This window comes from Brevundimonas balnearis (assembly GCF_042434805.1).
Lineage (GTDB): Bacteria > Pseudomonadota > Alphaproteobacteria > Caulobacterales > Caulobacteraceae > Brevundimonas > Brevundimonas balnearis.
The window spans coordinates 347578-374109 of record NZ_JBHLSW010000003.1 but is presented as its reverse complement, the minus strand read 5'-3'; the positions used below and the strand labels follow the sequence as shown (position 1 = coordinate 374109).

Genomic DNA, 26532 nt, shown 5'->3' with positions numbered 1-26532 from the left:
CTGAAGCCTTCGCGCGGAATCAGACCTTCGGTCCCTCGGCGGCGTGTTAGTCTGCCACTCGCCACCAGCGGCGCGGACGACCCGACAGCCGGTTTTGAGACTTTTGAGACGATAGAGACGCGCTCTGCGACCGTCTCAAAACCCCGCCCGGGCCAGCCGCTTCATCTCGGCCTGTCCATAGAAGGCGGGCTCCAGCCCGGGCATCCACAGGACCTTGCCAAGCCCGCGCACGGCCCGGTCCAGCCGCCAGGCGCGGCGCGGGTCGCGGGTCAGGAAGGCCCATCCCGCCGCGAGTCCGAACACCACGACCTGCGCGCCGCCGACCAGCATCCACTTCAGGACTCCCAGCGGGTCCTTGCGCCGCCACGCCGTCTGGCTCGGGCCCTGGCCATAGGCGAAGGCGCGGGTCAGGGCATAGGCCAGCGTCGCCCGGTGCGCGGGCGCGAACTCCTCGACCCAGGCGTCCGCCGCCCAGCCGAAGCGGCCGCCGCGCGCCTTCAGGGCCGCGAACAGGGCGTCGTCCTCGCCCCCCGCGTGATCCGCCCCGACGTCAAACGGCGCGGGGCCGGGCAGGGCGGTCGCCCGCACCATCAGGCTGTTGCCGCAGCCGAAGGGCTCCTCGACAAGCCGGTCCTCCGACGGCCCCTCACGCCCGAAGAAATGCTCCAGATACGGCCTGAGCCACGCCGCGCCGTCGGGGACCCGGCCCTGGATCGGCCCGAACACCACGTCCGCTCCCGTGGTCGCCCGAGCGGCCAGCAGCGCCTTCAGCCAGCCGGAGGAGGCCGCCTCGTCGTCGTCCAGGAAGGCGATCAGGGGCGCGTCCGTCGCGGCGAGTCCCGCGTTCCGCGCCGTCGCCACGCCCGGAACCGGCGCGTGCACATAGCGGCAGGGGACAGGGCCCGCGGCCGCTCCGACGGTCGCCTGGGCCGATCCGGAGGGGTCGTTATCGACCACCACGATTTCCGCCAGCCGATCAGCGACCCCCGCCTGCGCCTGAAGCGACGCCAGAGCTCGGGCCAGGCTCTCGGGCCGCCGCAGCGTCGGCACGATGACGGCGACGTCCCGGCTCACCTCAGCGCCTCCGCATAGACCGCCGCGCGGTACAGCCTCAGAGAGAAGGCGCGCGCCCGCACCGGCGCCCAGGCCGCCCCGGCGAGCCGGCGGGCCAGCCCCTGAAGCGCGCGCGGGGCCAGCGGCAGCCGCTTGAGCAGCCGCGCCGCACGGTAGCTGGGGTAACCCGCCACGATCTGGGGGTGGCGCTCGACCACCCGGGCGAAGTTCGCGCCCGACTGGGCGTACTTGCCCGCCAGCGCGTCGACGGTGTCCAGACCCATGTGGGTCGCGGGATTGTCCACGTGGACGATGCGGTGCCGGCGCGACACCCGCATGCCCCACTCCACGTCCTCCCAGCCCCAGCCGGCGAACTCCGCGTCGAAGGCCTCGGCGGCGAAGACGTCCCGGCGGACCAGCAGGTTCGAGGTGTAGACGTACTTCTCGGGCGTCCTGGCACGGACGGCGTAGGGGACGCACTCTGACGCCTGGGACAGGGCCCGGTGCACCGCGAAGCGCGGCTCGTCCGGCGCCTGCAGCAGGGAGAATCCGCCGAAGGCGACCGCCGGATCCTCCCGCGCCACCAGCTCCGCCCAGGTCCACAGGAAGCGGCGGTGGTCCGGCCGCATGTCGCTGTCCAGGAAAAGGTAGCTCCCGCCCCGGGCCGCCTCGGCCAGGCGATTCCGCCCCCGCGACCGGCCCGCGTTCACCTCGAGCGTGATCAGCTTGGCCGGCAGCCGCATCGCCCGCATCCGGGCCTGCAGCCGGGTGGTCAGCTCGCGGTCATTCGTGCCGTCGTCGAGAAGAATGACCTCAACCGCGCCGGCGACGCTCTGCGCCTCCTCGTCCAGCAGGTCGATCAGGTCCGACGGGTCGTCGCGCAGGAAGGGGATCAGGACCGACAGGGCGGGCCTGGCCTTGCTCCAGCTCGGGCTGACGGCGGCGCGCCGGCTCATGCGGGCTGCTCCACCGCGCGGCTCAGCCGGCTGCGCGCCAGCCGCCGGACCCCCCCGGCGTCGAAGGCCAGGGCGGCGAGGGCGTAGACCCCGGCGCCGACGCCGGCCTTGAGGATCAGCTCGGCCCATCCGCCGGGACTGGGCAGCGTCAGGACCGCGACGGCCATCACGCCGGTCGCCAGGCCGCAGCTCAGCAGCGCCCGCCAGGGGATCGGCAGCGCCAGAACGCGACGGCCCAGCACCAGCGTCGCCGCCAGTCCCAGCGCATAGCTGAGCACCGTCGCCAGCGCCGCGCCGATCAGGCCGAACAGCGGGATCAGGAAGAGGTTCAGGACAATGTTCGACACGGCCGGGATGGCCATCGCCGCGAACAGCCGCCGGGTGTTCCGCGCCAGGGTGAAGGCCTGGCCGAAGTAGTAGGTGGTCAGGCCCGCCATCAGGGCCGACAGCGCGATCAGCGGCGTCACCGAGGCGGTGGCGACCCGGAGTTCGTCGCCGATCATGATCTCCGCGAGCGGCCGGGCGACCAGCGCCAGGCCCGCCGCCGAAGGCAGGGCCAGCAGGAGGAAGGTCGAGGCCTGCTCGCGGGCGGCGACCTGCAGCCCCTTCCGGCCCGAGCGCTCCAGCGCCATGACCAGGGCCGGCGCGCCGGCCGAGCCCAGCCAGATGAACATGACGTCGAGCGTCCGGTTCGAGAGACTGTAGGCCGCATGGTAGGCGCCGACCGCCGCCTCGTCGAGGAAGGCGGCCAGCAGGAACCGGTCGGTCGAGGCCAGCACCAGCGACAAGGCCAGGGCCGCCGCGATCGGATAGCCGTAGCCCGCGTAGGCCCCGAGGCGGTCGCGCAGATATCGTCCGCCCAGGCCGCGCCGCCACTCCGTCGGCAGCACGAACGGCAGCGTCAGCAGCGGCGCCAGCGTCAGGCCCAGCAGCGGCGCTGCGCCTCCCGCCCCCGCCAGGGCGAAGCCGACGCCGATCGCCAGGCCCGCGACGGCCGTGACGATGTCCACGGTCGCGGCGCGGGCCACCTCTCCGGACGCGCGGAAGCGTTCCTGGGCCAGCTTGTTCAGGCATCTCAGAGGCGCGCCCAGGACTCCGGCGGCGATCGCGGCCTTCAGCGGCCCGTCGACGGGCAGGGCGAGGATCACCGCCGCCGCCACCGGAACGAACACCGCCGCGAGCGTCAGCGTGGCCCGGTACAGGCTGTGGAAGTGGTCCTTCAGCGCCTGGCCGCGCTCGGCCGCCCAGAACCGCGCCATGGCCGCCTCGAGCCAGGTGAACACGGCCACATGGCTCAGCGTCATCACCGAGAAGGCCAGGGCGTAGCGGCCGTAGTCGTCGGGGTGAAGCAGGCGGGTGAACACCACCAGGCCCAGAAAGCCCGTCACGCCGGTGACGATGTTCGCCGGCAGGTAGCCCCAGACGCCACGCCAGAACATCAGCGCACCGCCAGCCGGTCGCCCAGCAGCACCGGCAGGGTCACGGCCATGATGCGCAGGTCCAGCCACAGGGACTGGCGCTCGATGTATTCGATGTCGAGCTTGACCCGGCGGCGCACGTCCTCGGGCGTGTGCAGCGGCCCGCGCGAGCCGTGGATCGCCGCCCAGCCGGTCAGGCCGGGCTTGATCCGGTGACGCCAGGCGTAGTCGGCGACCAGCTTGGCGGACTCCACGTCGCCGGTCTTCATCCCCACCGCGTGCGGGCGCGGCCCGACCAGCGACATCTCGCCTGTGATGACGTTGAGCAGCTGGGGCAGCTCATCCAGGCTGGTGGCGCGAATGAACCGGCCGACCCGTGTGACGCGGTCGTCGTCTGAGGTCACCTGCCGCGCGGCCGTGGCGTCGGCGGCCTCGTGGCGCATGGAACGGAACTTCCAGACCACGATCTCCTCGTGGTTGAAGCCATGGCGACGCTGGCGGAAGAAGATCGGACCCGGGCTGTCCAGCCGCACGGCCAGCGCCACCAGCGCCATCACGGGGGCCAGCAGGATCAGCGCCAGCCCGCCGATGAGCAGGTCCTGCATGCGCTTGTTGAAGGCGCGGCGAGCGGGGTTGACCGGCTCCAGCGGCGCGAAGGCGGGACCTGCGAGGCGGTCCAGCGCGGCGTCCAGGTCCTGGTCGGCGCGCGGGTCGAACAGCAGGGTGACCTCGGTCGGTAGCGCGGACAGCCGCGTGATCAGCTCGCGCACCCGCGCCTGGGCGGCGGGGGCCACGGCGATGACGATCCGGTCGACATAGGCGGTCAGCCGGTGGGTCAGGAGCTCCTGTGAGCCGCCGAGCACGGGCACCCCGGCCAGGTTCTCCGGCGCACGACCGCGCCGGTCATCGAAGATGCCCAGCACCGCCAGCCGGCGCTGCTCCAGCGCCCGCGTGATCAGGGTCTCGGCCTCCTTGGTGGCGCCGACCACCACCACGCTGGAGGTCAGAAGCCCGCCCTCGCGCCAGCGTCGCACGAGGCCCGCATAGATCAGGTGGGCCCCGCCTAGGGCGAGAAAGGCCGCCGAAGCCCACAGGGCCGCCGCGTCCGTATCTGACCCCAGGAACAGGAACGCCGCGCCGGCCGCCCCTGCGCCGATGAGGGTCGCGGCCGCGGCGCGTCCCAGCTGGTGCAGCTCCGGCCGGGCGCTGCGGAAGGCGTAGGCTCCGCTCGCCTTGAGGCCGGCGGCGGCCGCCGCCGCCGCCAGGGCGAGCGGCCCGGCCAGCGCCAGCGGAGCCGCCGCGAGCTCGGGCGCCAGGCGCGCGAGCACGGCGACGGTCACCGCCGCCAGAAGGGCGAGGTCGATCAGGCGGAACAGATGGGGCGCGAGGCGCACGCCTTCCCGCTGGCGCAAACTCCTCCACATCTCGGGGCGGAACGGCCCGCGCCGCGAGCCGGGGGACCTGACCTCGCGCGTCTTCTCCGCGCCGCCGCGCGCGGGCTCGGCCACGGCCTTCCGGGCCAGGATGTCGGGCGTCGTGGAGGTCATGCCGTCCGAGGGGTCATTTCGCCGAACCCTGCACCGGCCGCCGTGCAGATCGCGTTAACGGCTAGGCGCGGCTGAACGGATAGGGGCTCACCGACTTGGCCCAGTCGTCGACCGCCAGGGCGTGATCCACGGGCGGGGCGGCGCGCTCGGCGCACGGGTGCCGCTCGCACAGGCGACAGGCGGGGCCGATGGGGGTGACGTCCGGGTTCCTCAGGTCGAGGCCGCGCGCATGCACCAGCCGGTGGGCGTGCTTGAGCTCGCAACCCAGACCGATGGCCAGATCCTGACCCTCGGTGAAGGCGTCCCGGCCCTGACGGTCGACGGTGCGCGACAGCGTGAACCAGCGGCCGCCGTCCGGCGTCTCGATGATCTGCGTGACGATGCGGCCCGGCGTCCTGAAGGCCGAATGCAGCCGCCATCTGGGGCAGGCGCCGCCGAACCGGGCGAAGGGAAAGGCCTCGGACGCGAACCGCTTCGAGACATTGCCCGCCTGATCCACCCGCATCAGGAAGAAGGGCACGCCGCGCGCCGAAGGCCGCGACAGGGTGGTCAGCCGGTGCGCCGCCTGTTCGAACGAGACGCCGAAGCGAGCCTGCAGCCGGCCGAGGTCGTAGCCCGTCTCCTCCGCCAGCCGGTGAAACGGTGCGTAGGGCATCAGGATCGCCGCGGCCAGGGTGTTGGTCAGCGACACCTTCAGCAGCCGCGCCGACGGATCGTCGGGCGGGGAGGCGGCCTCGACCATCGCATTGATCTCGGCCGCGTGCTCGACCTGCGCCAGCTGATAGGCCAGGGCGAAGGCGCGGGAGGAGGGACCCAGCGTCTCCGACAGCAGGAGCCGGCGCCGGTGCGGATCGAAGCGGCGGGTCCACTCCACCATCACCTCGGCGGGCATGGTGCGGACGCTGAGATCGTGACGCGTCTTCAGCCGGGCGCGCGCCGCCGCCTCGAAAGATTCCGGCCCCGCGGGATCGCCCGCCAGAGCCTCATGCAAGGCTTCTCCCAGCCGGTCCAGCTCCGGAAAGTGATTGCGCCGGAATTGGACGAACTCGCGCACCCAGTCGGCGGGGGTGTGATCGCCGACCCCGCCGCCCCGCTCGGCGTCGATCCGGTCCCGCGTGCGACGCTCGGCGTACGCCCGGTACAGCCTGAGGAAGGCGTCGGCCATCCCCGGCGCCTCGTCGATCAGTTGCAGGATCTCGTGGCGAGGCGGGGCCGAGCCCTTGAACAGGGGATCGGACAGGGCCTCGGCGATCTCGGCCTCGCCGGCCTCGCCCGCCTGGCCCAGCGCCCGCAGATCGACGTCATAGGTCTCCGCCAGTTTCAGCAGCAGCTGGGCCGACACCGGCCTCTGGTTCCGCTCGATGTGGTTCAGATAGCTGGGCGAGACGCCGAGGTCGGCGGCCATGGCCGTCTGGGTCAATGTCAGCTCGCGCCGCAGACGCTTCAGGCGGGCGCCGAGGAACAGCTTACGGTCGGCCATGGAGCGTAGTCGCAATGTGACAGATAACTGGTGTCATATCATGACATGATGACGCCGACAAACCGCCTTACGCTGTATCAGTTTTGACCGCCGGCATGTTCCCTGTCCCGAACGGCGCGTTGAGGCGCCTGATCGAGAGACACAGCCATGACCACCTTCGCCGATCTGGTTCCGTCCCCCGCCGGCCGCTTCGACGGTATCGAGCGTCCGTACTCGCCGCAGGATGTGCAGCGCCTGCGCGGTTCGGTGCCGATCACCTACACCCTGGCCACGCGCGGGGCGAACCGCCTGTGGGAGCTGCTGCACTCGGAGCCCTACATCAACGCGCTCGGCGCCGTGACCGGCAACCAGGCCATGCAGATGGTCAAGGCCGGGCTGAAGGCGATCTATCTGTCGGGCTGGCAGGTGGCGGCCGACGCCAACACCGCCGGCGCCATGTACCCCGATCAGTCGCTCTATCCGGCGAACGCCGCGCCCGAGCTGTGCCGCCGCATCAACCGCACCCTGCAGCGGGCCGACCAGATCGAGCACGCAGAGGGCGGGGCCAGGCGCGACTGGTTCGCCCCGATCGTCGCCGACGCGGAGGCCGGCTTCGGCGGCCCGCTGAACAGCTTCGAGATCATGAAGGCCTTCATCGAGGCGGGCGCCGCGGGCGTCCACTTCGAGGACCAGCTGGCCTCGGAGAAGAAGTGCGGCCACCTGGGCGGCAAGGTGCTGATCCCGACCCAGGCGCATGAGCGGAACCTGATCGCGGCGCGCCTGGCGGCCGACGTCTGCGGCACGCCGACGCTCACGGTCGCCCGCACCGACGCGGAGTCGGCCCAGCTGATCACTTCCGACATCGACGAGCGGGATCACCCGTTCATCGACCGCGACAACCGCACGCCGGAGGGCTTCTTCCGCCTCAAGCCCGGCACGGGTCTGGACCACTGCATCGCCCGCGGCCTGTCCTACGCCAAATATGCGGACCTGCTGTGGTGGGAGACCAGCCACCCCGACCTGGATGACGCGAGGAAGTTCGCCGAGGCCGTGCATAAGGAGCACCCGGGCAAGCTTCTGGCCTACAACTGCTCGCCCTCCTTCAACTGGAAGGCCAAGCTGGACGAGGCCACGATCGCGAAGTTCCAGCGCGAGCTGGGGGCGATGGGCTACAAGTTCCAGTTCGTGACCCTGGCCGGCTTCCACAGCCTGAACAACGGCATGTTCGAGCTGGCGACCGGCTATCGCGACCGGGGCATGGCGGCCTATTCGGAACTGCAGCAGCGCGAGTTCGACAACGAGGCCATCGGCTACACCGCCACCCGTCACCAGCGCGAGGTCGGCACCGGCTACTTCGACGACGTCGCCACCGTGATCTCGTCGGGCCGGTCGTCCACGACCGCGCTCAAGGACTCCACCGAGACCGCGCAGTTCGTCGCGGCGGAATGACAGGAGAGACGACCATGGAGACCAGCAACGCCTCGGCCATCATCGACTTCTGCCTGGCCCCGCTGAACCTGACCGACCGCACCGATGCGGAGCGGGAGGTGCGCCGCCGGCTGGAACACGTGATCAAGACGTTCCAGAACAAGATCCCCCAGCCTGTCAGCGTCGACTTCAACGCCATGCCGCCCCTGGTGATCAACGAGGCCGCTCACGGGTACGAGTGAGTCCTGACCTCCCCCTCCCCGTGATGGGGAGGGTGGCCCGAAGGGCCGGGTGGGGAGGGCTCGGCGAAACAGACACTCGGTCGACCGAGCCGCCCCACCCGTCTTCGGCCTTGCGGCCCAGCCACCCTCCCCATCAGGGGGAGGGAGAAAGTTACGGAATGCCCCTGGACACCCTGAACGACAGCGCCATCCGCATCCTCGGTCCGGTCGAGGGCAGGGCCGAGGAGATCCTGACGCCGGACGCCCTGGCGTTCGTCGCCGACCTGCACCGCCGCTTCGACGGGCGGCGGCGGGAGCTGCTGGCGGCGCGCGATGCGCGGCAGGCGCGGTTCGACGCGGGCGAGACGCCGGACTTCCGGACCGATACCGCGCACATCCGCGACGGCGACTGGCGGGTCGGGTCGATCCCGGCCGAGCTGCTGGACCGGCGGGTGGAGATCACCGGGCCGGTGGACCGCAAGATGGTGATCAACGCCCTGAACTCGGGCGCCAAGGTCTTCATGGCCGACTTCGAGGACGCCACCAGCCCGACCTGGGACAACCAGCTCGAGGGGCAGGTGAACCTGAAGGATCTGTGGGCCGGAACGCTGTCGTACGACGATCCGAAAACTGGCAAGGCCTATCGGCTGAACGAGAAACGCGCGGTGCTGAAGGTCCGGCCGCGCGGCTGGCACCTGCCCGAGGCGCACCTGACGGTGGACGGCCAGGTGGTGTCGGGCGCCCTGTTCGATTTCGGCCTCTACGCCTTCCACAATGCCCATGCCGCCGGCGCCGCCGGGTCCGGCCTATGGTTCTACCTGCCCAAGCTGGAGAGCATGGAGGAGGCGGCGCTGTGGGACGAGGTCTTCCGCCGCGCTCAGGACCGGCTCGGCCTGCCCGCCGGGACCTTCAAGGCGACGGTGCTGATCGAGACGATCACCGCGGCCTTCGAGATGGACGAGATCCTGTTCGCCCTGAAGGACCATATCGTCGGGCTGAACTGTGGCCGCTGGGACTACATCTTCAGCACGATCAAGCGACTGGGCGGCAATCCTGATTTCCTGACGCCGGACCGGGCGCGCATGACGATGGGCGAGGCCTTCCTGAACGCCTATTCGCTTAAGCTGATCGACACCTGCCACCGGCGCGGCGCGTTCGCGATGGGCGGGATGGCGGCGCAGATCCCGGTCAAGAACGACCCGGCCGCCAACGACGCCGCCTTCGCCAAGGTGCGAGCCGACAAGGAGCGGGAGGCGGGCAACGGTCACGACGGCACCTGGGTCGCGCACCCGGACCTGGTCCCCGTCGCCATGGAGGTGTTCGACCGTCTGATGCCCGGACCGAACCAGCTGGACCGGCCGCTGTCGGGTCAGGACATCGGCAGGGATCGCCTGCTGGAGATCCACCAGGGGCCTCGCACCGAGGCGGGCCTGCGCGAGAACATCCGTGTCGGCGTGCAGTATGTGGAGGCCTGGCTGCGGGGCCGGGGCGCGGTGCCGCTCTACAATCTGATGGAGGACGCCGCGACCGCCGAGATCAGCCGCACCCAGGTGTGGCAATGGCTCAGGCACGCCGCGCCGCTGGACGACGGCCGGATCGTCGAGGAGGCGCTGGTCCGCGCCCTGATCGATGACGAGGTGACGAAGATGCCCCGGGACCTGCCGCGCCTGGCCGAGGCGGTCGGCCTGTTCACCGAGCTGTGCTTCGCCGAGACCTGCGAAGAGTTCCTGACCCTGCCGGCCTACGCCCGACTGGCGGACTGACCCGCCGCTTCGAGCACCTTGGCCAAGAGGCCGGGGAAGCGCCGGTCCACATCCTGGCATCTCAGGGTGTTCCGCACCTCGGCGCCTCGGCGCTCGGACCGGATCAGCCCCGCCTCGCGCAGGATGCGGTAGTGATGCGACAGGGTCGATTTGGGCAGGGCCCCGGGCGCGGCCTGGCTGCAGCTCAGACAGTCTCCGGCGCCCGCCAGCGCGCGGATGATCGCCAGCCGCGCGGGGTCGGACAGGGCGTAGAGCACGCCTGACAGTGTGATGTCCTCGACCGGCGGATGCACGAACGGACGCATGCCCTGAACATCGGACATGCCCGCTCTATATTCAATAGTTCGATGATCTTGAATTACCGAACAAAGCGCCCATCTGACGCGGGTCAAACCAAGGGAGACACGGTCATGACGCAGAATTCGAACGCCCCGCTCGCCGGTAAGCGCGCCCTGGTCACGGGGGGCAGCCGCGGCATCGGCGCGGCGATCGCCAGACGACTGGCCGCCGACGGCGCCGATGTGGCGATCACCTATGTCAGCAGCCCCGACAAGGCGCACGCGGTCGTGGACGAGATCGTCGCCGCGGGTCGCAAGGCGGTCGCCATCGCGGCGGACTCCGGCGACGTCCGGGCGGTCGAACGCTCGGTCGCCGAGGCGGCCTCGACCCTGGGCGGGCTCGACATCATCGTCGCCAACGCCGGGGTGGCGATCTTCGCGCCGGTCGATCAGGCCACGATCGAGGACTACGAGCGGACCTTCGACATCAATGTGAAGGGCGTGTTCGCCGCCGCGAAGGGCGCGGCGGCCCATCTGCCGGACGGCGGTCGCTTCATCGTCATCGGCAGCGTCAACGCCGACCGGATGCCGATCGTGGGCGGCTCCCTCTATGGCGCGTCCAAGGCCGCGGTGCAGGGCATGGTGCGCGGTCTGGCCCGTGACTTCGGACCTCGCGGCATCACCGCCAATGTCGTCCAACCCGGCCCGGTCGACACCGACATGAACCCCGCCGACGGTCCGATCGCGGAGATGCTGACGCCCTTCCTGGCGATCCCGACTTACGCCGAGGGCAAGGACATCGCGGGCCTGGTCGCCTGGCTGTCCGGACCGGAGGCGCGCTATGTCACCGGGGCCGCCCTGACGCTGGACCAGGGCTTCCTCGCCTAGACCGAAATCGGTTTAATTGGACGCAGTCCAACTGGGCTCAGATTTCGGTCCAGTTTTGAGTGAGAGCCTGATTCACGACTCAAGCGGAATCGCGAAGCGATTCCACTTAGGCCGATCAGGCTCTAGGGCCGAGCCCCTTCGGTGCGGGTTTAGGCGGCCTCGGACTCGGCGGCCGCGTCCGACGTGAGCGCGGCCAGAAGGCCGATCAGTTCGGGGGCGCTGAACGGCTTGGCCAGGTGCTCGTCCGCCCCCGCGTCGTGGGCCGCGCGCACGTGCTCCGGCAGGGCGTTGGCGGTCAGCATGATCACCGGCGTCCTGTTCGACCGCTGCTCTGTCTCGAAAGCGCGAATGCGGCGCGTGGCCGTGAGACCGTCCATGACCGGCATCTGCATGTCCATCAGCACGACGTCGAACGCCTGGTCGCGGTAAAGGTCGACGGCTTGCTCGCCGTTCTCGGCGATCGCGAGCTCCACGCCCAGGGGCGCCAGGATCAGCTCGACGACCTTGCGGTTGGTCGGGTGGTCGTCGGCCAGCAGGATGCGCAGGGCCTGTTCTGCGGGCGCTTCCGCGTCCATGGACTTGGGCGCCGGCACAGGCGCCGGGGCCTCCGCCGTCTTCAGGGGCACGGTGAGGAAGAACGCCGAGCCGCCGCCCGGCTCGCTCTCGCAGTCCAGCTGCCCGCCCATCATCTCGGCCAGCTGTCGACAGATCGCCAGTCCCAGCCCCGTGCCGCCGAACCGCCGGGTGATGGTGCCGTCCGCCTGTTCGAACCTGGCGAACAGTCGCGCCTTGGCGGCCGCGTCGAAGCCCACCCCGGTGTCCTCCACGGAGAACCGCAGGGAGGAGGTCCCGTCGGCGAGCGGCGCGGCCGTGACCCTGAGGCTGACGAACCCCTTGGCGGTGAACTTGACGGCGTTCGAGACCAGGTTCGTCAGGATCTGCTTCAGGCGTACGACGTCCGCCTCGACCCAGATCTGCGCCTCGGGCGCGATGTCGACGAAGAACTGCAGGCCCTTCTCCCGCGCCGAGGCCTCGTAGAGATCCGCCGCTTCCCGGACGGCGCGGGCCAGGTCGATCGGCTCCTCACGCAGGGTCATCCGTCCGGACTCGACACGGGCGAGGTCCAGAAGATCGCTCAGCAGCGTCTGCAACGTCGCCCCCGACGAACGAATGAGCTCCAGCATCTCGGTTTGTCGGTCGCTCAGGTCCGTGGCCGCGAGCGCCTGAGCCACGCCGATCACGCCGTTCAGGGGCGTGCGGATCTCATGGCTCATGTTGGCCAGGAACTCGCTCTTGGCCCGGTTCGCCGCCTCCGCGGCGTCCCGCGCGGACGAGAGAATCTCGGCGTTGCGCTTCAGATCTGTGATGTCGTTGACCACGGTGACCACGCCGCCGTCGGCGGTGCGCCTGTCCTGAACCCTAAGCCAGCGACCGTCCGAAAGACGTTGCTCCATGGTCGCGCTCAACCGGCGTCGCTCGGCCAGTCGCTCTGCGCGCCATTCCGCCTCTCGTCCCAGCGCATCCTTCACCGCGCCCCGCGCCAGATCGTCGTCGATCAGAGCCGTGAACGGGATGCCCGGCCGCAGTTGCTCCGCTAGTTCAGGACACAGTTCGGCGTAGCGGGAATTCCAGATGCGCAGGCGGTCGTCTGAATCATAGAAGGCCAGGCCGTCGGGCATGGCGTCGATGGCTTCGCGCAGATGCCTCAGGGCGCCGACGCGTCCCCACATCTCCACGCCGGTGAGGAGACCGGCGGTCAGTACGACCATCGAGGCTGCGAGCCCGACCGCGAACGCCAGGGCTCGCCCGCTCTCGCTGAGGGCGGCGGCCGAGAAGTTGGCGTCCATCTGGACCGCCGACATGGCTCCGTAATGCAGGCCCGCGATGCCCACGGTCAGGGCGACCAGGGCGGAGACCTGCTGGAGGGCGGACGCCCGGCGGCTGTACACGACATAGGCGCCTACGCCGAACAGCATGATCCAGCCGATCGACAGACCGGCGATGGGCAGGCTCCAGGTCATCGCGACCGGCAGCAACAGGCCGTCCATCCCGATGAAATGCATGGCGGCGAGGCTCGAGCTCATCACCAGGCCGGCCAGCACCCTGGAGACCACGCTCTCAGACAGGGCCAGAGGTGTCGCCAGACCAGCGCCGGAGACCGCGACCAGCAGGGAGACCACGACGCCGGTCACCTGGTACTGCACCGGGATGCCCGGCAGCCAGGCCAGCATGGAGACGAAATGAGTGGTCCAGGCGCCGACGCCGATGGCGAGCGCGGACCCCGTGGACAGCGCCATACGCCTCGCGCCGTGCGACAGGGCCGCCAGGCGCAGGAGGCGGAAACCCACCGCCGACCCGATCAGCGCGAGGCATGCCGCGACGACGACGAGGCGCAGGTCGTGTTGCTGGGTCAGGCAGGCGATCAGGAAGTTCAAGGCGCGTTCTGCTCCGTTTCCGTCTCAGCTTGACCTTGAGAGGTGAAGAAAGGATGGGCGAGCGGCGCCTTTTGCCCGTCACACGCTTGAGGCATTCAAGGATGACAGGGAGGATTCGGCTGCCGGAACGCGTCGCGACGGGCCGATCCCCGGGGAGGCGAATGCCGTACGAGAGCAGTCCATCGCCGGTCGCGCCCGAAGTCGGGTCGCGGCTCTGGACCGTGGGGGCGAGCGCGGGCGTCGCCTGCACCGCTCTGATCGTGATGGCCGTCCTCAATCCCGCCGTGGCCCGGGAGCTTCTGATCGCCGCCCTGGTCGTGGCCGTCGCGACCTGGGCGATCAACGCCCGGCGGGCCAGGCCGATCGATCCGCCGTCCGCGTCTCCGGACATGTCCGCCGGGGCGCTGGCGGCCCCTGGGGACGACGGCCTGCTGGACGCGGTGTTCGAGGCGATGGTCGATCCCATCCTGCTGGTCACCGGCGGAGAGGCGGACGACATCGCGGGGCGCCGCGTGCGGCTGGCCAACGGCGCGGCTCGCGACCTGCTGAAGATTCAGCGCGAAGGCGCGCTCCTCGTGTCGGTCCTGAGAGACCCGAAGGTGCTCGAGGCGGTGGACGAAGCCCTGTTCGGCGGGGTGGAGGCGGAGACGGAGATGGAGTCGGGCGGGGCCCGTCAGGTGCACTGGCGGGTGCGGGTCCAGCCGCTCGACGCCTCGACCGGCGAACGGCTGGCCCTGCTGATCCTGCGCGACGAGACCGACCAGCGCCGCATGGCGATGATGCGCGTGGACTTCCTCGCCAACGCCAGTCACGAGTTGAAGACCCCGCTGGCGTCGCTCACCGGGTTCATCGAGACGCTGAAGGGCCATGCGCGTGAGGACGCGGTGGCGCGGGATCGTTTCCTGGACATCATGTCGACCCAGGCGAACCGGATGAGCCGACTGGTCAGCGACCTGCTCTCCCTGAGCCGGATCGAGCTGAACGAGCACATCCCCCCGTCCGGCCGCGTGGATCTGGCGCTGGCGCTGGCCGACGTGATGGACGCGGTCGCCCTCATCACCCGCGAGAAGCGCGTGGAGATCGTCGTCACGGCGCCGGCGGGTCGGGCGACCGTGATCGGCGATCGCGACGAGATCGTCCAGGTGTTGCAGAACCTCATCGACAACGCCGTGAAGTACTCGCCGGTCGGCGGGCGGGTCGACGTCGAACTGACCTCCGACCAGAGCGTCGAGGCCGCGGCGGCGCCCCGCTTCCCCGGCGCCTGGCGGCTCCCGCTGCTGACCCCCGATCGCGAGACGGACGCCCGCTATGCGGCCGTGACCGTGCGGGACCGCGGACCGGGCCTGGCGCGGGAGCACCTGCCCCGGCTGACCGAGCGCTTCTATCGGGTCGAAGGTCAGAAGAGCGGCGAGCGGCCGGGTACCGGGCTGGGCCTGGCGATCGTCAAGCACATCGCGAACCGTCACCGCGGCGGCCTGATCGTCGAGAGCCTGCCGGGACAAGGCGCCGCCTTCACCGCCTACTTCCCCGCGCCCGAGGCCTCCGGCCGGAGCGGAACGGCGGAGCCCCAGACGAGGGCCCGGGCGGCGTAACAGAAGTGTCACGCGGCCGTCTTAATCCGACAGTCAACCACGGGCAGGTTCCGCGCCGGAACGGCTGGGCTTCCGGCGCGATCTGATTCTCGGCCCCAAGGCGCCCTTCGGTCAATGATGTTTCTAATTTCCCTCGCCATTCTGGTGGTGCTCGCCGGACTCGCCTACGCGGCCGCGCGGGGTCGGGCGCGTCGCGCCGGCGACCGGAGCTGGCATTCGGGCGCCGGCTACCACGGCCTGCTGGCGGCGATCTGGACGCTCGCGCCCTCTCTGGCGATCCTGGCGGCGGGCGTCATCTTCGCGGACGTCGTATGGGGCGAGGTGATGCGGTCCGGGTTGCCGGGGCCGGTCGCGGCGATGGACGACTTCAGACGCCAGGCCTTCCTGTCGGACGCCCGCCTGATGGGGCAGGGCGGCCTGCCGCAACAGATTTGGAGCGGCGAGCTCGCGACGATCCTGCGGGCCGAGGCGGATCGGTCCGCCCGCATCCAGTCGACCTGGACCTGGGGAATCACGGTTCTGTCCGTCCTGGCGGGCATCATCGGCGCGCTCTACGCCCTCTGGTCGGTCCGGCCGGAGGTGCGCGCCCGGAACCGCGTCGAAGGCTGGATCGCCACGGCGCTGTTCATCTGCTCGGCGGTGGCCATCCTGACGACCATCGGCATCGTCGCGTCCCTGCTGTTCGAGAGCGTGCGGTTCTTCCGCGCCGTTCCGATCCTGGAGTTCCTGTTCGGCACCCAGTGGAGCCCGCAGATCGCCATCCGGGCGGACCAGGTGGGGTCCTCCGGCGCCTTCGGGGCCGTGCCGCTGTTCGTCGGCACCTTCCTGATCATGGCCATCGCCATGCTGGTCGCCGCGCCGGTCGGCCTGTTCTCGGCGATCTATCTCTCGGAGTACGCCGGGCCCTCGGCCCGCGCCGTGATCAAGCCGGTGCTTGAGATCCTGGCCGGGGTGCCGACGGTGGTCTACGGCTTCTTCGCGGCCCTGACGGTCGGGCCGGCGCTCAGGGGCTTCTTCAACGGCATCGGGAGCCTGTTGGTGGGCGGGCCCCTCGACGGCGTCGGCCAGTATCTTCTCCTGGTGCAGAACCAGATGGCCCTGGTCGCGGGCGCGGTCATGGGGATCATGCTCATCCCCTTCGTCAGCTCCCTGTCGGACGACATCATCAACGCGGTGCCGCAGTCGCTGCGGGACGGCTCCTACGCGATGGGCGCGACGAAGTCCGAGACGGTCGGACGGGTGCTGATGCCGGCGGCGCTTCCCGGCATCGCCGGGGCCCTGCTGCTGGCCGTTTCGCGCGCCATCGGCGAGACCATGATCGTCACCATGGCCGCCGGCCTGGCCGCGCGCCTGACCCTCAATCCCCTGGACACGGTGACCACGGTGACGGTGCAGATCGTCACCCTTCTGACCGGCGACCAGGAGTTCGACAGCCCCAAGACCCTGGCCGCCTTCGGCCTGGGTCTCACGCTCTTCGTCCTGACCCTCGCGCTGAACATCGTCGCGCAGCGCATCGTCCAAGCCTATCGGGAACAGTATGACTGACGTCGTGTCCTCCTCCGACGCTCCGGCGCGGAGCGGCTCGGGCGCGGCGGCGCGCCTGCGCAAGCGCTACGCCAAGGAGCGTCGCTTCAAGCTGTATGGGCAGCTCGCCATCGGCGTGGCGGTGGCCTTCCTGATGCTGCTCGTCGGGCGGATCGTGGAGCAGGGCCACACCGCCTTCTACAGCCACCGGGCGACGAGCGAGATCTTCCTCGATCCTGGGCGCGTCGACCGCGCCTATCCGGGCGGCGCCAACTATCTGCAGTTGCTGGCCGAGCAGGAGGCGGCGGATCTGGGCGTCGCCGGCGATCCGACGGCGGTGCGCGAGGTGCGCGACCTGTTCTCGTCCGAGCTCAACTTCCTCGCCGCCGACGCGGTGGAGGCCGACCCGTCCCGCATCGGCCAGACCATCACGCTCAACGCGCCGCTCGACGACAGCGCCGACCTCTATCTCAAGGGCGAGATCAAGCGGGACACGCCGGCGGACCAGCGCGTCCTGTCGGACCGGCAACTCGACTGGCTCGACGCCTGGCGCGCTGAGGGGCTGATCGAGGCGCGGTTCAACAGCGCCCTGTTCACCCGTTCCGACTCCACCCAGCCCGAGGTGGCCGGCGTGCTGGGCGCCCTGGTCGGATCGGCCCTGATGCTGCTGGTGACCGCGCTCCTGGCCCTGCCGATCGGCGTGGGGGCGGCGGTGTATCTCGAGGAGTTTTCGCCCCGGAACCGGCTGACCGACCTGATCGAGGTCAACATCAACAACCTCGCGGCCGTGCCCTCGATCGTCTACGGCCTGCTGGGCGTGGCGCTGTTCATCAACTGGATGCATCTGCCGCGGTCTTCGCCGCTGGTCGGGGGCCTGGTGCTGGCCCTGATGTCGCTACCCACCATCATCATCGCCACCCGCTCGGCGCTGAAGGCGGTGCCGCCGTCGATCCGCGAGGCGGCGCTGGCCCTGGGGGCCAGCCGGACTCAGGCGGTGTTCCATCACGTGCTGCCGCTCGCCGCGCCGGGGGTCATGACCGGCGCCATCATCGCCCTGGCCCACGCGCTCGGCGAGACCGCGCCGCTGCTGCTGATCGGCATGGTAAGCTTCGTGCCCGGGGTTCCCGACGCCGTGACCGACCCGTCCAGCGCCCTGTCGGTGCTGGTCTACATCTGGGAGAACGCCTCAGAGCGGGCCTTCCACGAGCGAACCGCGGCCGCGATCATGGTCTTGCTGACCTTCATGATCGCCATGAACGCCGTGGCCATCATCCTGAGAAGCCGCTTCGAGCGGCGGTGGTAAGACAATGAAGTTCAACATCTTCCGCTCCGCCAACGGATCCGAGGGCGGCCCCAAGGACCCCACCGATGTTCCGCGCATGGGCGGACAGGTGCTGCCGCACGCCGAAGCCGAGCGGCCGGCCGAGCGCCAGGACGTGGAGATCGGTTTCGATCAGCCGGCGCCCGAAACGCCGGTCCGCCCGGCGACCTCGGACGGCGAGCCGATGGGCCCCATCAAGGTGGCCGCGCGGGACGTCTCGGTTTTCTATGGTGACAAGCAGGCTCTCTATGACGTGAGCCTCGACATCCCGGACAAGACGGTGACGGCCTTCATCGGCCCGTCCGGCTGCGGCAAGTCGACGTTCTTGCGCTGCATCAACCGCATGAACGACACCATCCCGATCGCCCGGGTCTCCGGCAAGATCCTGATAGACGGGGACGACGTGAACACCCGGGCCGTCGATCCGGTGCTGCTTCGCGCCAGGGTGGGGATGGTGTTCCAGAAGCCGAACCCCTTCCCCAAGTCGATCTTCGAGAACGTGGCGTACGGCCCCCGGATTCACGGCATCACCGAGTCCAAGTCCGAGATGGAGGAGATCGTCGAGCGGTCCCTCAAGCGCGCGGGGCTGTGGGAGGAGGTCGCCGACCGCCTGCACCAGCCGGGCACCGGGCTATCGGGCGGCCAGCAGCAGCGTCTGGTGATCGCCCGCGCCATCGCCGTGGAGCCGGAGGTGATCCTGATGGACGAGCCGTGTTCCGCGCTCGACCCGATCGCCACCGCCAAGATCGAGGAGCTGATCGACGAGCTGCGCGAGCAGTACTGCATCGTCATCGTGACCCACTCGATGGCCCAGGCGGCCCGCGTCAGCCAGCGGACGGCCTTCTTCCACATGGGCCGGCTGGTCGAGCACGGTCCCACCGAGGAAATCTTCACGAATCCCCGTGAACGTCGCACCCTCGACTACATCACCGGCCGGTTCGGCTGAGGGCGTCGATGAACCAGCACACGGTCAAGGCGTACGGCGACGAGTTGAACCAGCTGACGGCTGAGGTCGCCCGCATGGGCGGTCTCGCCGAGGCGCAGGTGGCGGACGCGGTCGAATCGCTGGCCCGCCGCGACATCGCCCTGGCGCGCGCGGTGATGGAGCGCGACGTCAAGCTCGACGCGATGCAGCACGAGATCGAGAAGAAGGCCACGCGCCTGATCGCGCTGCGCCACCCCGTGGCCAGCGACCTGCGCAAGACCCTCGCGGCGATGCGGCTGGCCACCGACCTCGAGCGCACCGGCGATCTGGCCAAGAACATCGCCAAGCGCGGCCTGACCCTGGCCGAAGCCGAGCCGATGCAGCCGCTGACGCGTTCGATCGAGCGGATGGGGCGGCTGGTGTCGCTGCGGCTGCGGGACGTTCTGGACGCCTATGCGGCGTCGGAGGTGGACGGGGCCCTGGCGGTCTGGAACTCCGACGACGAGGTGGACGAGCACTACAACGCCCTGTTCCGCGAGCTTCTGACCTACATGATGGGCGATCCGCGCACCATCACCGGCTGCGCCCACCTGCTGTTCATCGCCAAGAACCTGGAGCGCATCGGCGACCACGCGACCAACATCGCCGAGACCATCCACTACGAGATCACGGGCGGCGAGATGACCGGCGAGCGTCCGCGCGCCGCGCCCGCCCAAGACGACGACCTGCACCTGCTGACCTGAGCCCGGAGAGTCGCTTGCAACCCTATGTGTTGGTGATGGAGGACGAGGACGCCCTGGCGACCCTCCTTCAGTACAACCTCGAGAAGGAAGGCTATCAGGTGGTCGTCGCCGGCGACGGCGAGGAGGGCCTGGTTCAGGTCGACGAGCGACTGCCGGATCTGATCCTACTCGACTGGATGCTGCCCAAGGTGTCGGGCATCGAGGTCTGCCGACGCGTGCGCGGGCGGCCCGAGACGCGCAACGTGCCCATCATCATGCTGACCGCGCGGGGGGAGGAGACCGACCGCGTGCGCGGCCTCGACACCGGCGCCGACGACTATCTGACCAAGCCCTTCTCGATGACCGAGCTGATCGCCCGCATCCGGGCGGTGCTGCGCCGCATCCGTCCAGGCCTGGCCGACGACCGCGTCGGGCATGGCGACATCGTGATCGACCGGGTGGCGCATCGGGTGAAGCGGGCGGGCAAGGAGGTTCACCTGGGGCCGACCGAGTTCCGGCTTCTGGACTACTTCATGCAGCATCCGGGCCGGGTGTTCAGCCGCGAACAGCTGCTGGACGCGGTCTGGGGGTCGGACGTCTACGTCGAGGCGCGCACGGTGGACGTGCACGTGGGTCGCCTGCGCAAGGCCCTGAACCTGCCCGACACCCAGGATCCGATCCGCACGGTCCGTTCGGCCGGCTACGCCCTGGATCTGGAGGGCTGATCTGGCGCTGGCGTCCCGGCGGCGGGGCGGTCTAGTCTGTCCTCAGGCCGAGGAGACCGCCGATGCGCCGTCGCACCTTTCTGTCCACCTTGCCCGCGGGCGCTCTGGCGGGGGGCGTGCTGAGCGCGCCCGCCACACCCGCCGCGCCGTCGGCCGCGATCCCGGCTCAGGCGACCGGCGCGAACGCCTATCCTTATTCCGGCGTCGGCACGGGCGACCGGATCATGGGCGCGCCCTTCGCCGGACGCTCGACGGTGTGGGGAACGCGCGGGGCCGTCGCCACGGCCCATCCGACGGCCACGCTGATCGGTCTGGACACCTTGAGGCGCGGTGGCTCGGCCATCGACGCGGCCATCGCCGTGAACGCCGCCCTGGGGTTCCTGGAGCCTGTCGCGAACGGCATCGGCGGCGACGCATTCGGCCTGTTGTGGGATCCGGCGCAGCGCAAGGTGGTGGGCTTCAACGGCTCAGGCCGCAGCCCGCGGGGACTGTCGCTGGCGGCGGCTCGCGGCAAGGCGAACGAGAGGGGCTTCCTGCCATCCTACGGAGCGGTGACCGTAAACGTGCCGGGGACCGTCGACGCCTGGTGGAGCGCCCACCAGCGCTACGGCAAGCTGCCGTGGCGCGACGTCCTGCTGCCGGTGGCGGAACTGTGCGAACGCGGCGAGGCGACGCCCCAGCTGATCGCCTGGTATCTGCAACGGAACATGGCGAACTTCGATCGATCGGCCGCGATCATCGAGGAGAACGACAATCGCAGGCGGGTCTACGCCCCCGACGGCCGTACGCCCCGTGTGGGCGAGTTGTTCGCCAACCCGGATCTCGCTCGCACCTATCGCGTCATCGCCGAGGGCGGGCGCGACGCCTTCTACGACGGCCCCATCGCCGAGGCGATCGAGGGCTATTTCCGGCGTGTCGGCGGCTGGATGACCCGGGCCGACCTGGCCGCGCACCGGACGGAGTGGGTCGAGCCGCTGGTTTCCAACTATCGCGGCGTCGATGTGTGGCAGCTGGGCCCGAACACCCAGGGGCTGTCGACCCTGCAGATCCTCAACGTGTGCGAGCGGTTCGATCTGGAGGGAATGGGCTTTCAGTCCGCCGCCGCGATCCACGTCCAGGCGGAGGCCAAGCGCCTGGCTTTCGAGGACCGCGCCCGATGGTTCGCCGACCCGGAGTTCAGCCGCACCCCGGTCGAGCGGCTGATCTCCAAGGCCTACGCCGCCGAGCGCGCGGCTCTGATCCGTCTGGACCGGGTGATGGATCGCGTCCTGCCCGGCGACGCCCCGACCCAGGGCGACACCACCTATTTCAGCGTCGCGGACGCCGACGGGATGATGGTAAGCTGGATCCAGTCCAACTTCCGCGGCATGGGATCTGGACTTGTCCCCGACGACGGGCAGGGGAGCACGCTCGGCTTCATGTTCCAGGATCGGGGCGAGCTGTTCGCCCTGACCGACGGCCACCCGAACCTCTATGCGCCGGGAAAGCGGCCCTTCCACACGATCATCCCGGGCTTCGCGACCAAGGACGGCGAGCCGTGGATGGCCTTCGGCGTGATGGGCGGCGGCATGCAGCCCCAGGGCCAGGCCCAGATCGTGATCAACATGGTCGACTATGGGCTGGACCCGCAGGAGGCCGGCGACGCGCCCCGCTGGCAGCACGAGGGCTCGTCCGAACCGACCGGGGAGCCGGCCGAGGGATCCGGCGTGCTTCACCTCGAGTCCGGCGTGCCGGAATCGACGAAGGAACAGCTCCGCGCCCTGGGTTGGACGCTGGGCCCGCCAAACGGCGGTTTCGGCGGCTACCAGAACGTTATGCGCCAGTCGAACGCCCGAGGCCCGTGGACCTATGGCGCGGCGTCGGAGATGCGCAAGGACGGCCTCGCCCTGGCCTGGTGACTACCCGGCTTCGACCGTGGCCGGCTGGATCTCGTAGACGGTGGAGCAGTACTCGCAGGTGACGCGGATCTTGCCGTCCGGCTCGATCATGTCGGCGCGCTCCTCGGGGCCGAAGCTTCTCAGCACGGTCTCGATGCGGTCCAGCGAGCAGCGGCACTTGGCCCTGAGCGGCGCGGCGCCCTCCAGACGGACGCCGTCCTCGTGAAACAGCCGGTACAGCAGCCGGTCGGCCGGCAGCAGCGGGTCGATCAGCTCGTCGTCGCCCAGCGTCTCGAACAGGGCCTGGGTGCGCTCCCAAACCTCCTCGGTGGAGCCGCGCGCGGCGTCCGCGGCGATCACCTGGATCATGGCCCCGCCGGCGCGCCATTGCGGGCGGCCTTCGCCCTGCAGGGAGCCGACCGCCAGGCGCACCTTGGTCGGCACCTGTTCCGACTGGGCGAAGAAGTGCTCGGCCGACAGCGACAGGCTCTCGCCCTCGATCGGCGTGATCCCCTGGGTGCGTTCGAAGTCGGGGCCGCGATCCAGCGTCATGATGAAGACGCCCTGGCCGAGCAGGGTCTTCGCGCCGGGACGGGCGAAGCCCTGGCTGGCGGCGGCGACCTCCGCCTCGTCGTAGCGGCAGTAGCCCCGCAGGTCCCCGTCGGTGCCGTAGTCGGCCACCAGGTAGCGCACGGGGCCGTCGCCCTGGGCCTGGATCAGGAGCCGGCCCTCGAATTTCAGGCTGGAACCGATCAGGGCGGCCAGGGCGCAGGCTTCGCCCAGCAGGGCCGCCACCGGCTCGGGATAGGCGTGGGCGCCGAGGATGCGGTCGATCGACTCCCCCATGCGCACCAGCCGGCCGCGCACGGGCCAGCCGTCGATCTGGAAGGCGGCGGCGAAGTCGTCGATGGGCGCGGAAGGCGCCGGCGCGTGATCGGTCACGGCGGTATCCTGGACTGCGGAGATCGGAGAAGCGCGCAAGATAGGAAACCACGAGGGCGATGGTAAGGCCCAGCCCCTATGGCTATCTGTGAGGCCTTCGCCCGCCCGGAAGACCGCCCATGTTCGCCAGACCCTCGCTCAAGCCCCTGAAACAGCAGGTCATCGTCGTCACCGAGGCGACCCATGGCGTGGGTCTGGCCGCCGCGCGCCGGGCCGCCGGGGCGGGCGCCTGCGTGTTCCTGATCGGCACGGACGAGGCGGCGCTGCGTCGGCGGGTCGAGGACATCCAGAGGACCGGCGGCCGCGCCGCCTACGCCGCGGCGGAGCCCGCGGACTACGAGGCTCTGACCGCCGCCGCCGACAAGTGCGTACGCCTGTTCGAGGGGTTCAGCACCTGGATCAACGTCGTCGGCGCGGTCGCGTCGCCGGCGCCCGACGACAGCGGCGTCGACGATCCCGGCGCGGTCGAACACGCGGGGTACGAGGGGCTGGTCAACGGCTCCCTGATCGCGGCGGAGCACCTGGCGCGACGCGTGGGGGGAGGGGCCATCGTCAACGTCGGCCCCAGCCTGTCCGATCTGCCCGATCCGGCCTGGAGCGCGCATGCGGCCGCCAAGGCGGCGACCAAGGCCTTCACGAACGACCTGCGCGCCCGCCTGAGGCGTGACGGCCGACCCGTTTCTGTGTCGCTGATCAAGCCCGGCCCGGTGATCGACGTGGCCGGCGCTCGCCGGCCCGGCCTGCCGCCGCAGCCGGTCTATGCGCCGGAGGTTGTCGCCGACGCGGCCCTGTGGTGCGCCAGCCACCCCATCACGGAGATCACGGTCGGGGGCGCGGGCCGCCTTATCGCCATGATCTCGGCGGCCGCTCCGGACGTCGCGGAACCATTGCTGTCCCGGTTCGCTCCTGTCTCACGGCGGGGCGACGACCCCGCATGGGACGCGGAAGGCCTGGACGGGCCGGACGGCGGCGGCACGGACGAGGAGGTCATCTATCCCATGGTTCGCAACTTCAGCGCCCTGGCCGAGGTCAGGAAACATCCCGGAATCACCGCCGGCTCTCTGGCGGTCATCCTGCTGGCGGCGGTGGGCACGGTGCTGCTGACCCAGCGCACGGGGCCGCGTCGCTTCGAGACGATCCGCAACCGCATCGATCCCCGCGGCTGGATCGACGCCGAGGCGCTGCGCCACCGGTTTGAGGACATCTCGCGCGGACTGGGTGATCGCGCCGCCGATCTCGGCGAGCGGGCCGGCGATCTGAGCGATGATGCGCGCTACGGCGCCCGCAAGCTGCTTCGCCGTGGACGTCGCGCGGTGTCGGAACCCCGGCGCCGGAAGTACGCCCGCGAGGCGCAGCGTTACGCCGGCGAGGCCGGCCGCTACGCCCGCGATCACGCCAGGCAGGGCGGCGCCGTGTTGGCGCTCGCCACCATCGCCGCGGCGGTGGCGGCCGCGGCGCTGGACAGCCGCAACCCGGACGGCCGCGTGCGGCGCGCGCTCCGCTCGTGATTTGCACGACCGCCTGACGTTGCTGCGCCTGCGAAGGTCGCTATAGCTGGGCCATGCCCGGCGTGACCTTCATCTTCGACTTCGACTCCACCCTGGTGCGCTTCGAGACGCTCGAGGCGCTGGGGGAGATCGCCCTGGAGGGCGCGGCCGACCGCGACGCTCGCCTGGCCGAGGTCGCGCGTCTCACCGATCAGGCGATGGCCGGGGAGCTGGACTTCGGCCAGGCGCTGCGGCGACGGCTGGAGATCCTGCGGCCCACCCGGGCGCACGTGGCACGTCTGGCCGAGCGCGCGGTGGACCAGCTGACGCCGTCCATCCGTCGGAACCTGGACTTCTTCCGGCGCCATGCCGATCAGGTGGTGATCCTCTCGGGCGGGTTCGACGAGATCATCCTGCCGGTCGCCGAGGTCCTCGGCGTGGACCCCGACCGCGTGTTCTGCAACCGGCTCCGTTATGGCGCTTCCGGCGCGGTGGAGGGCGTCGACGACGCCAATCCGTTGTCGCGGGACAACGGCAAGCCGACGGTGATCGGCGCCCTGGGTCTGGAGGGGCAGGTCGTGATGGTCGGCGACGGCTGGAACGACGCCGAGGTCAAGCTGAAGGGCGCGGCCGATCGATTCTACGCCTTCACCGAGGTCGTTCGCAGGGCGCCGGTGGTCGAGGTCGCCGACGCCGAGGCCCGTTCGCTGGACGAGGTGCTCCACGCCGAGGGCGTGCCCGGCCGCTGGTCCTATCCGCGCAGCCGCATCCGCTTCCTGTTGCTGGAGAACATCCACCCGGCCGCCGTCGAACGGCTGCGGGAGGAGGGTTATGCGGTCGAGACCGAAACCGGCGCGCTGGACGAGAGCGAGCTGATCGAGCGGCTGAGGGGCGTCCATGTGCTCGGTATCCGCTCCAAGACCACCGTCAGCCGCAGGGTGCTCGAGAGCGCGGATCGGCTGCTGGCGATCGGCGCCTTCTGCATCGGCACCAACCAGATCGACCTCGAGGCCGCGTCGGATCACGGCGTCGCCTGTTTCAATGCGCCCTATTCCAACACCCGGTCGGTGGTGGAGCTCGCGATCGGGCTGATGATCTCCCTGATGCGCGACGTCGCCGACAAGTCGGCGGCCATGCACCAGGGCCGCTGGAACAAGTCGGCGACCGGATCGCGGGAGCTGCGCGGAAAGACCCTGGGGATCGTCGGCTATGGCGCGATCGGCAGCCAGCTGTCGGTGCTGGCCGAGGCCTTGGGCATGCGCGTCGTCTTCCATGACCTGGCCGAGCGGCTGGCCCTGGGCAATGCGCGACGGCTCCGGAGCCTGGACCAGCTGCTGGCCGAGGCGGACGTGGTCAGCCTTCACGTCGACGGGCGCGCCGAGAACCTGAATCTGATGGGCGCGTCCCAGTTCGCCCGGATGAAGCCGGGCGCCCTGCTGCTGAATCTGTCGCGCGGCCATGTGGTCGACGTGGGCGCCCTCGCCCAGGCTCTCGGCTCGGGCCGGATCGGCGGCGCGGCGGTCGATGTCTTCCCCGAGGAGCCGCGCACCAACGCGGACCCCTTCGACAGCGCCCTCAGGGGGCTGAAGAACGTCATCCTGACGCCCCACATCGGCGGCTCGACCGAAGAGGCCCAGGAGGCCATCGCCGATTTCGCGGCGGAAAGGCTCTTGGGTTTCGTCAACCGGGGCGACACCACCTTCAGCGTCAATCTGCCCAACGTCCAGCTGGCCGAGGTCACCGGCGCTCACCGGCTGCTGCACATCCACCGGAACCAGCCCGGCGTGCTGGCCGAGCTGAACCGGGCCATCGCCGAGGCCGGCCTGAACATCCTGGGGCAACATCTGAAGACGGACGAACGGACCGGCTATGTGATCACCGACGTGGATCGCGACTACGCGCCGGAGGCGTTGCGGCCCCTGCGTGACGTGCCGGGCACGCTGCGGTTCCGAATGTTGCACTGAGATGACA

The 26532-nt window shown here is 70.3% G+C and carries 21 protein-coding genes; 13 read left to right on the top strand and 8 right to left on the bottom strand.

Annotated features, from left to right (window positions below):
* Positions 1 to 135: 135 nt before the first annotated feature.
* The 5 genes from ACFFGE_RS02940 to ACFFGE_RS02920 form a co-directional block, all read right to left on the bottom strand.
* Entirely contained in the window at positions 136 to 1074 is a 939-nt protein-coding gene (locus tag ACFFGE_RS02940; RefSeq protein ID WP_376834129.1) for a glycosyltransferase family 2 protein, read from the bottom strand.
* Positions 1071 to 2009, bottom strand: a complete 939-nt coding sequence (locus ACFFGE_RS02935) for a glycosyltransferase family 2 protein (RefSeq protein WP_376834127.1) — start codon at positions 2007 to 2009, stop codon at positions 1071 to 1073. Before ACFFGE_RS02935 ends, ACFFGE_RS02940 begins: the two co-directional genes overlap by 4 nt.
* Positions 2006 to 3448, bottom strand: coding sequence for a lipopolysaccharide biosynthesis protein (locus ACFFGE_RS02930; RefSeq protein ID WP_376834125.1), 1443 nt, complete (start codon positions 3446 to 3448; stop codon positions 2006 to 2008). Before ACFFGE_RS02930 ends, ACFFGE_RS02935 begins: the two co-directional genes overlap by 4 nt.
* Complete coding sequence (locus ACFFGE_RS02925) at positions 3448 to 4974, bottom strand: exopolysaccharide biosynthesis polyprenyl glycosylphosphotransferase (protein ID WP_376834123.1); 1527 nt, start codon at positions 4972 to 4974, stop codon at positions 3448 to 3450. Before ACFFGE_RS02925 ends, ACFFGE_RS02930 begins: the two co-directional genes overlap by 1 nt.
* Positions 4975 to 5035: 61 nt before the next feature.
* Positions 5036 to 6454 carry a helix-turn-helix domain-containing protein gene (locus ACFFGE_RS02920; protein ID WP_376834121.1) on the bottom strand — a complete coding sequence of 473 codons (1419 nt, stop codon included), beginning with the start codon at positions 6452 to 6454 and terminating at the stop codon, positions 5036 to 5038.
* Between the two features lie 147 nt (positions 6455 to 6601).
* On the opposite strand from ACFFGE_RS02920, the gene aceA reads away from it, so the two are divergent.
* From aceA to aceB, 3 genes are all read left to right on the top strand, one after another.
* Positions 6602 to 7882 carry an isocitrate lyase gene (gene aceA, locus ACFFGE_RS02915; RefSeq protein WP_376834119.1) on the top strand — a complete coding sequence of 427 codons (1281 nt, stop codon included), beginning with the start codon at positions 6602 to 6604 and terminating at the stop codon, positions 7880 to 7882.
* A gap of 14 nt (positions 7883 to 7896) precedes the next feature.
* Entirely contained in the window at positions 7897 to 8103 is a 207-nt protein-coding gene (locus tag ACFFGE_RS02910) for a hypothetical protein (protein ID WP_376834117.1), read from the top strand.
* Positions 8104 to 8261: 158 nt separating this feature from the next.
* Positions 8262 to 9845 (top strand): malate synthase A, encoded by a 1584-nt coding sequence (gene aceB, locus ACFFGE_RS02905; protein ID WP_376834115.1) that lies wholly within the window; start codon positions 8262 to 8264, stop codon positions 9843 to 9845.
* Here aceB and ACFFGE_RS02900 read toward each other — a convergent pair.
* Positions 9824 to 10168 (bottom strand): ArsR/SmtB family transcription factor, encoded by a 345-nt coding sequence (locus tag ACFFGE_RS02900; RefSeq protein ID WP_376834113.1) that lies wholly within the window; start codon positions 10166 to 10168, stop codon positions 9824 to 9826. The genes aceB and ACFFGE_RS02900 overlap by 22 nt on opposite strands.
* An 87-nt stretch (positions 10169 to 10255) precedes the next feature.
* Between ACFFGE_RS02900 and ACFFGE_RS02895 the strand changes: the two genes are divergently transcribed.
* Positions 10256 to 11011 carry an SDR family oxidoreductase gene (locus ACFFGE_RS02895; protein ID WP_376834111.1) on the top strand — a complete coding sequence of 252 codons (756 nt, stop codon included), beginning with the start codon at positions 10256 to 10258 and terminating at the stop codon, positions 11009 to 11011.
* A gap of 149 nt (positions 11012 to 11160) precedes the next feature.
* On the opposite strand, the gene ACFFGE_RS02890 is transcribed toward ACFFGE_RS02895, so the two are convergent.
* Entirely contained in the window at positions 11161 to 13446 is a 2286-nt protein-coding gene (locus ACFFGE_RS02890) for a hybrid sensor histidine kinase/response regulator (protein ID WP_376834109.1), read from the bottom strand.
* A gap of 161 nt (positions 13447 to 13607) precedes the next feature.
* Between ACFFGE_RS02890 and ACFFGE_RS02885 the strand changes: the two genes are divergently transcribed.
* From ACFFGE_RS02885 to ACFFGE_RS02855, 7 genes are all read left to right on the top strand, one after another.
* The gene (locus ACFFGE_RS02885; protein WP_376834107.1) at positions 13608 to 15038 is read left to right on the top strand and encodes a sensor histidine kinase; all 1431 of its coding nucleotides are present in this window, start codon (positions 13608 to 13610) and stop codon (positions 15036 to 15038) included.
* Positions 15039 to 15155: 117 nt separating this feature from the next.
* Positions 15156 to 16583 (top strand): phosphate ABC transporter permease subunit PstC, encoded by a 1428-nt coding sequence (gene pstC, locus ACFFGE_RS02880; RefSeq protein WP_376835197.1) that lies wholly within the window; start codon positions 15156 to 15158, stop codon positions 16581 to 16583.
* Complete coding sequence (gene pstA, locus ACFFGE_RS02875) at positions 16576 to 17865, top strand: phosphate ABC transporter permease PstA (RefSeq protein WP_376834105.1); 1290 nt, start codon at positions 16576 to 16578, stop codon at positions 17863 to 17865. Before pstC ends, pstA begins: the two co-directional genes overlap by 8 nt.
* 4 nt (positions 17866 to 17869) lie before the next feature.
* A complete protein-coding gene (gene pstB, locus ACFFGE_RS02870; protein WP_376834103.1) occupies positions 17870 to 18829 on the top strand; it encodes a phosphate ABC transporter ATP-binding protein PstB in 960 nt (319 codons plus the stop codon).
* 8 nt (positions 18830 to 18837) lie between these two features.
* Positions 18838 to 19551, top strand: coding sequence for a phosphate signaling complex protein PhoU (gene phoU / locus ACFFGE_RS02865; protein ID WP_376834101.1), 714 nt, complete (start codon positions 18838 to 18840; stop codon positions 19549 to 19551).
* A 14-nt stretch (positions 19552 to 19565) separates the two neighbouring features.
* Entirely contained in the window at positions 19566 to 20255 is a 690-nt protein-coding gene (phoB, locus tag ACFFGE_RS02860; RefSeq protein WP_376834099.1) for a phosphate regulon transcriptional regulator PhoB, read from the top strand.
* Positions 20256 to 20317: 62 nt separating this feature from the next.
* Positions 20318 to 22153, top strand: coding sequence for a gamma-glutamyltransferase family protein (locus ACFFGE_RS02855; RefSeq protein WP_376834097.1), 1836 nt, complete (start codon positions 20318 to 20320; stop codon positions 22151 to 22153).
* Here the strand turns inward: ACFFGE_RS02855 and ACFFGE_RS02850 are convergent, their stop codons facing one another.
* Positions 22154 to 23074, bottom strand: a complete 921-nt coding sequence (locus tag ACFFGE_RS02850; RefSeq protein WP_376834095.1) for an Hsp33 family molecular chaperone — start codon at positions 23072 to 23074, stop codon at positions 22154 to 22156.
* 119 nt (positions 23075 to 23193) lie between these two features.
* Here ACFFGE_RS02850 and ACFFGE_RS02845 point away from each other — a divergent pair, with 119 nt between their 5' ends.
* The gene (locus tag ACFFGE_RS02845) at positions 23194 to 24582 is read left to right on the top strand and encodes an SDR family NAD(P)-dependent oxidoreductase (protein ID WP_376834093.1); all 1389 of its coding nucleotides are present in this window, start codon (positions 23194 to 23196) and stop codon (positions 24580 to 24582) included.
* 53 nt (positions 24583 to 24635) lie between these two features.
* Positions 24636 to 26525, top strand: a complete 1890-nt coding sequence (gene serA, locus ACFFGE_RS02835; protein WP_446680607.1) for a phosphoglycerate dehydrogenase — start codon at positions 24636 to 24638, stop codon at positions 26523 to 26525.
* Positions 26526 to 26532 lie beyond the last annotated feature (7 nt).

Bases quoted from the DNA above. Each gene is read 5' to 3' on its own strand.
- pstC (WP_376835197.1), top strand. From the start codon at position 15,156: ATGTTTCTAATTTCCCTCGCCATTCTGGTGGTGCTCGCCGGACTCGCC.
- ACFFGE_RS02855 (WP_376834097.1), top strand. From the start codon at position 20,318: ATGCGCCGTCGCACCTTTCTGTCCACCTTGCCCGCGGGCGCTCTGGCG.
- ACFFGE_RS02885 (WP_376834107.1), top strand. From the start codon at position 13,608: ATGCCGTACGAGAGCAGTCCATCGCCGGTCGCGCCCGAAGTCGGGTCG.
- ACFFGE_RS02900 (WP_376834113.1), bottom strand. From the start codon at position 10,168: ATGTCCGATGTTCAGGGCATGCGTCCGTTCGTGCATCCGCCGGTCGAG.
- ACFFGE_RS02925 (WP_376834123.1), bottom strand. From the start codon at position 4,974: ATGACCTCCACGACGCCCGACATCCTGGCCCGGAAGGCCGTGGCCGAG.
- aceA (WP_376834119.1), top strand. From the start codon at position 6,602: ATGACCACCTTCGCCGATCTGGTTCCGTCCCCCGCCGGCCGCTTCGAC.
- ACFFGE_RS02920 (WP_376834121.1), bottom strand. From the start codon at position 6,454: ATGGCCGACCGTAAGCTGTTCCTCGGCGCCCGCCTGAAGCGTCTGCGG.
- ACFFGE_RS02895 (WP_376834111.1), top strand. From the start codon at position 10,256: ATGACGCAGAATTCGAACGCCCCGCTCGCCGGTAAGCGCGCCCTGGTC.
- pstA (WP_376834105.1), top strand. From the start codon at position 16,576: ATGACTGACGTCGTGTCCTCCTCCGACGCTCCGGCGCGGAGCGGCTCG.
- ACFFGE_RS02845 (WP_376834093.1), top strand. From the start codon at position 23,194: ATGTTCGCCAGACCCTCGCTCAAGCCCCTGAAACAGCAGGTCATCGTC.
- phoU (WP_376834101.1), top strand. From the start codon at position 18,838: ATGAACCAGCACACGGTCAAGGCGTACGGCGACGAGTTGAACCAGCTG.
- ACFFGE_RS02910 (WP_376834117.1), top strand. From the start codon at position 7,897: ATGGAGACCAGCAACGCCTCGGCCATCATCGACTTCTGCCTGGCCCCG.
- pstB (WP_376834103.1), top strand. From the start codon at position 17,870: ATGAAGTTCAACATCTTCCGCTCCGCCAACGGATCCGAGGGCGGCCCC.
- serA (WP_446680607.1), top strand. From the start codon at position 24,636: ATGCCCGGCGTGACCTTCATCTTCGACTTCGACTCCACCCTGGTGCGC.
- aceB (WP_376834115.1), top strand. From the start codon at position 8,262: ATGCCCCTGGACACCCTGAACGACAGCGCCATCCGCATCCTCGGTCCG.
- ACFFGE_RS02930 (WP_376834125.1), bottom strand. From the start codon at position 3,448: ATGTTCTGGCGTGGCGTCTGGGGCTACCTGCCGGCGAACATCGTCACC.
- ACFFGE_RS02935 (WP_376834127.1), bottom strand. From the start codon at position 2,009: ATGAGCCGGCGCGCCGCCGTCAGCCCGAGCTGGAGCAAGGCCAGGCCC.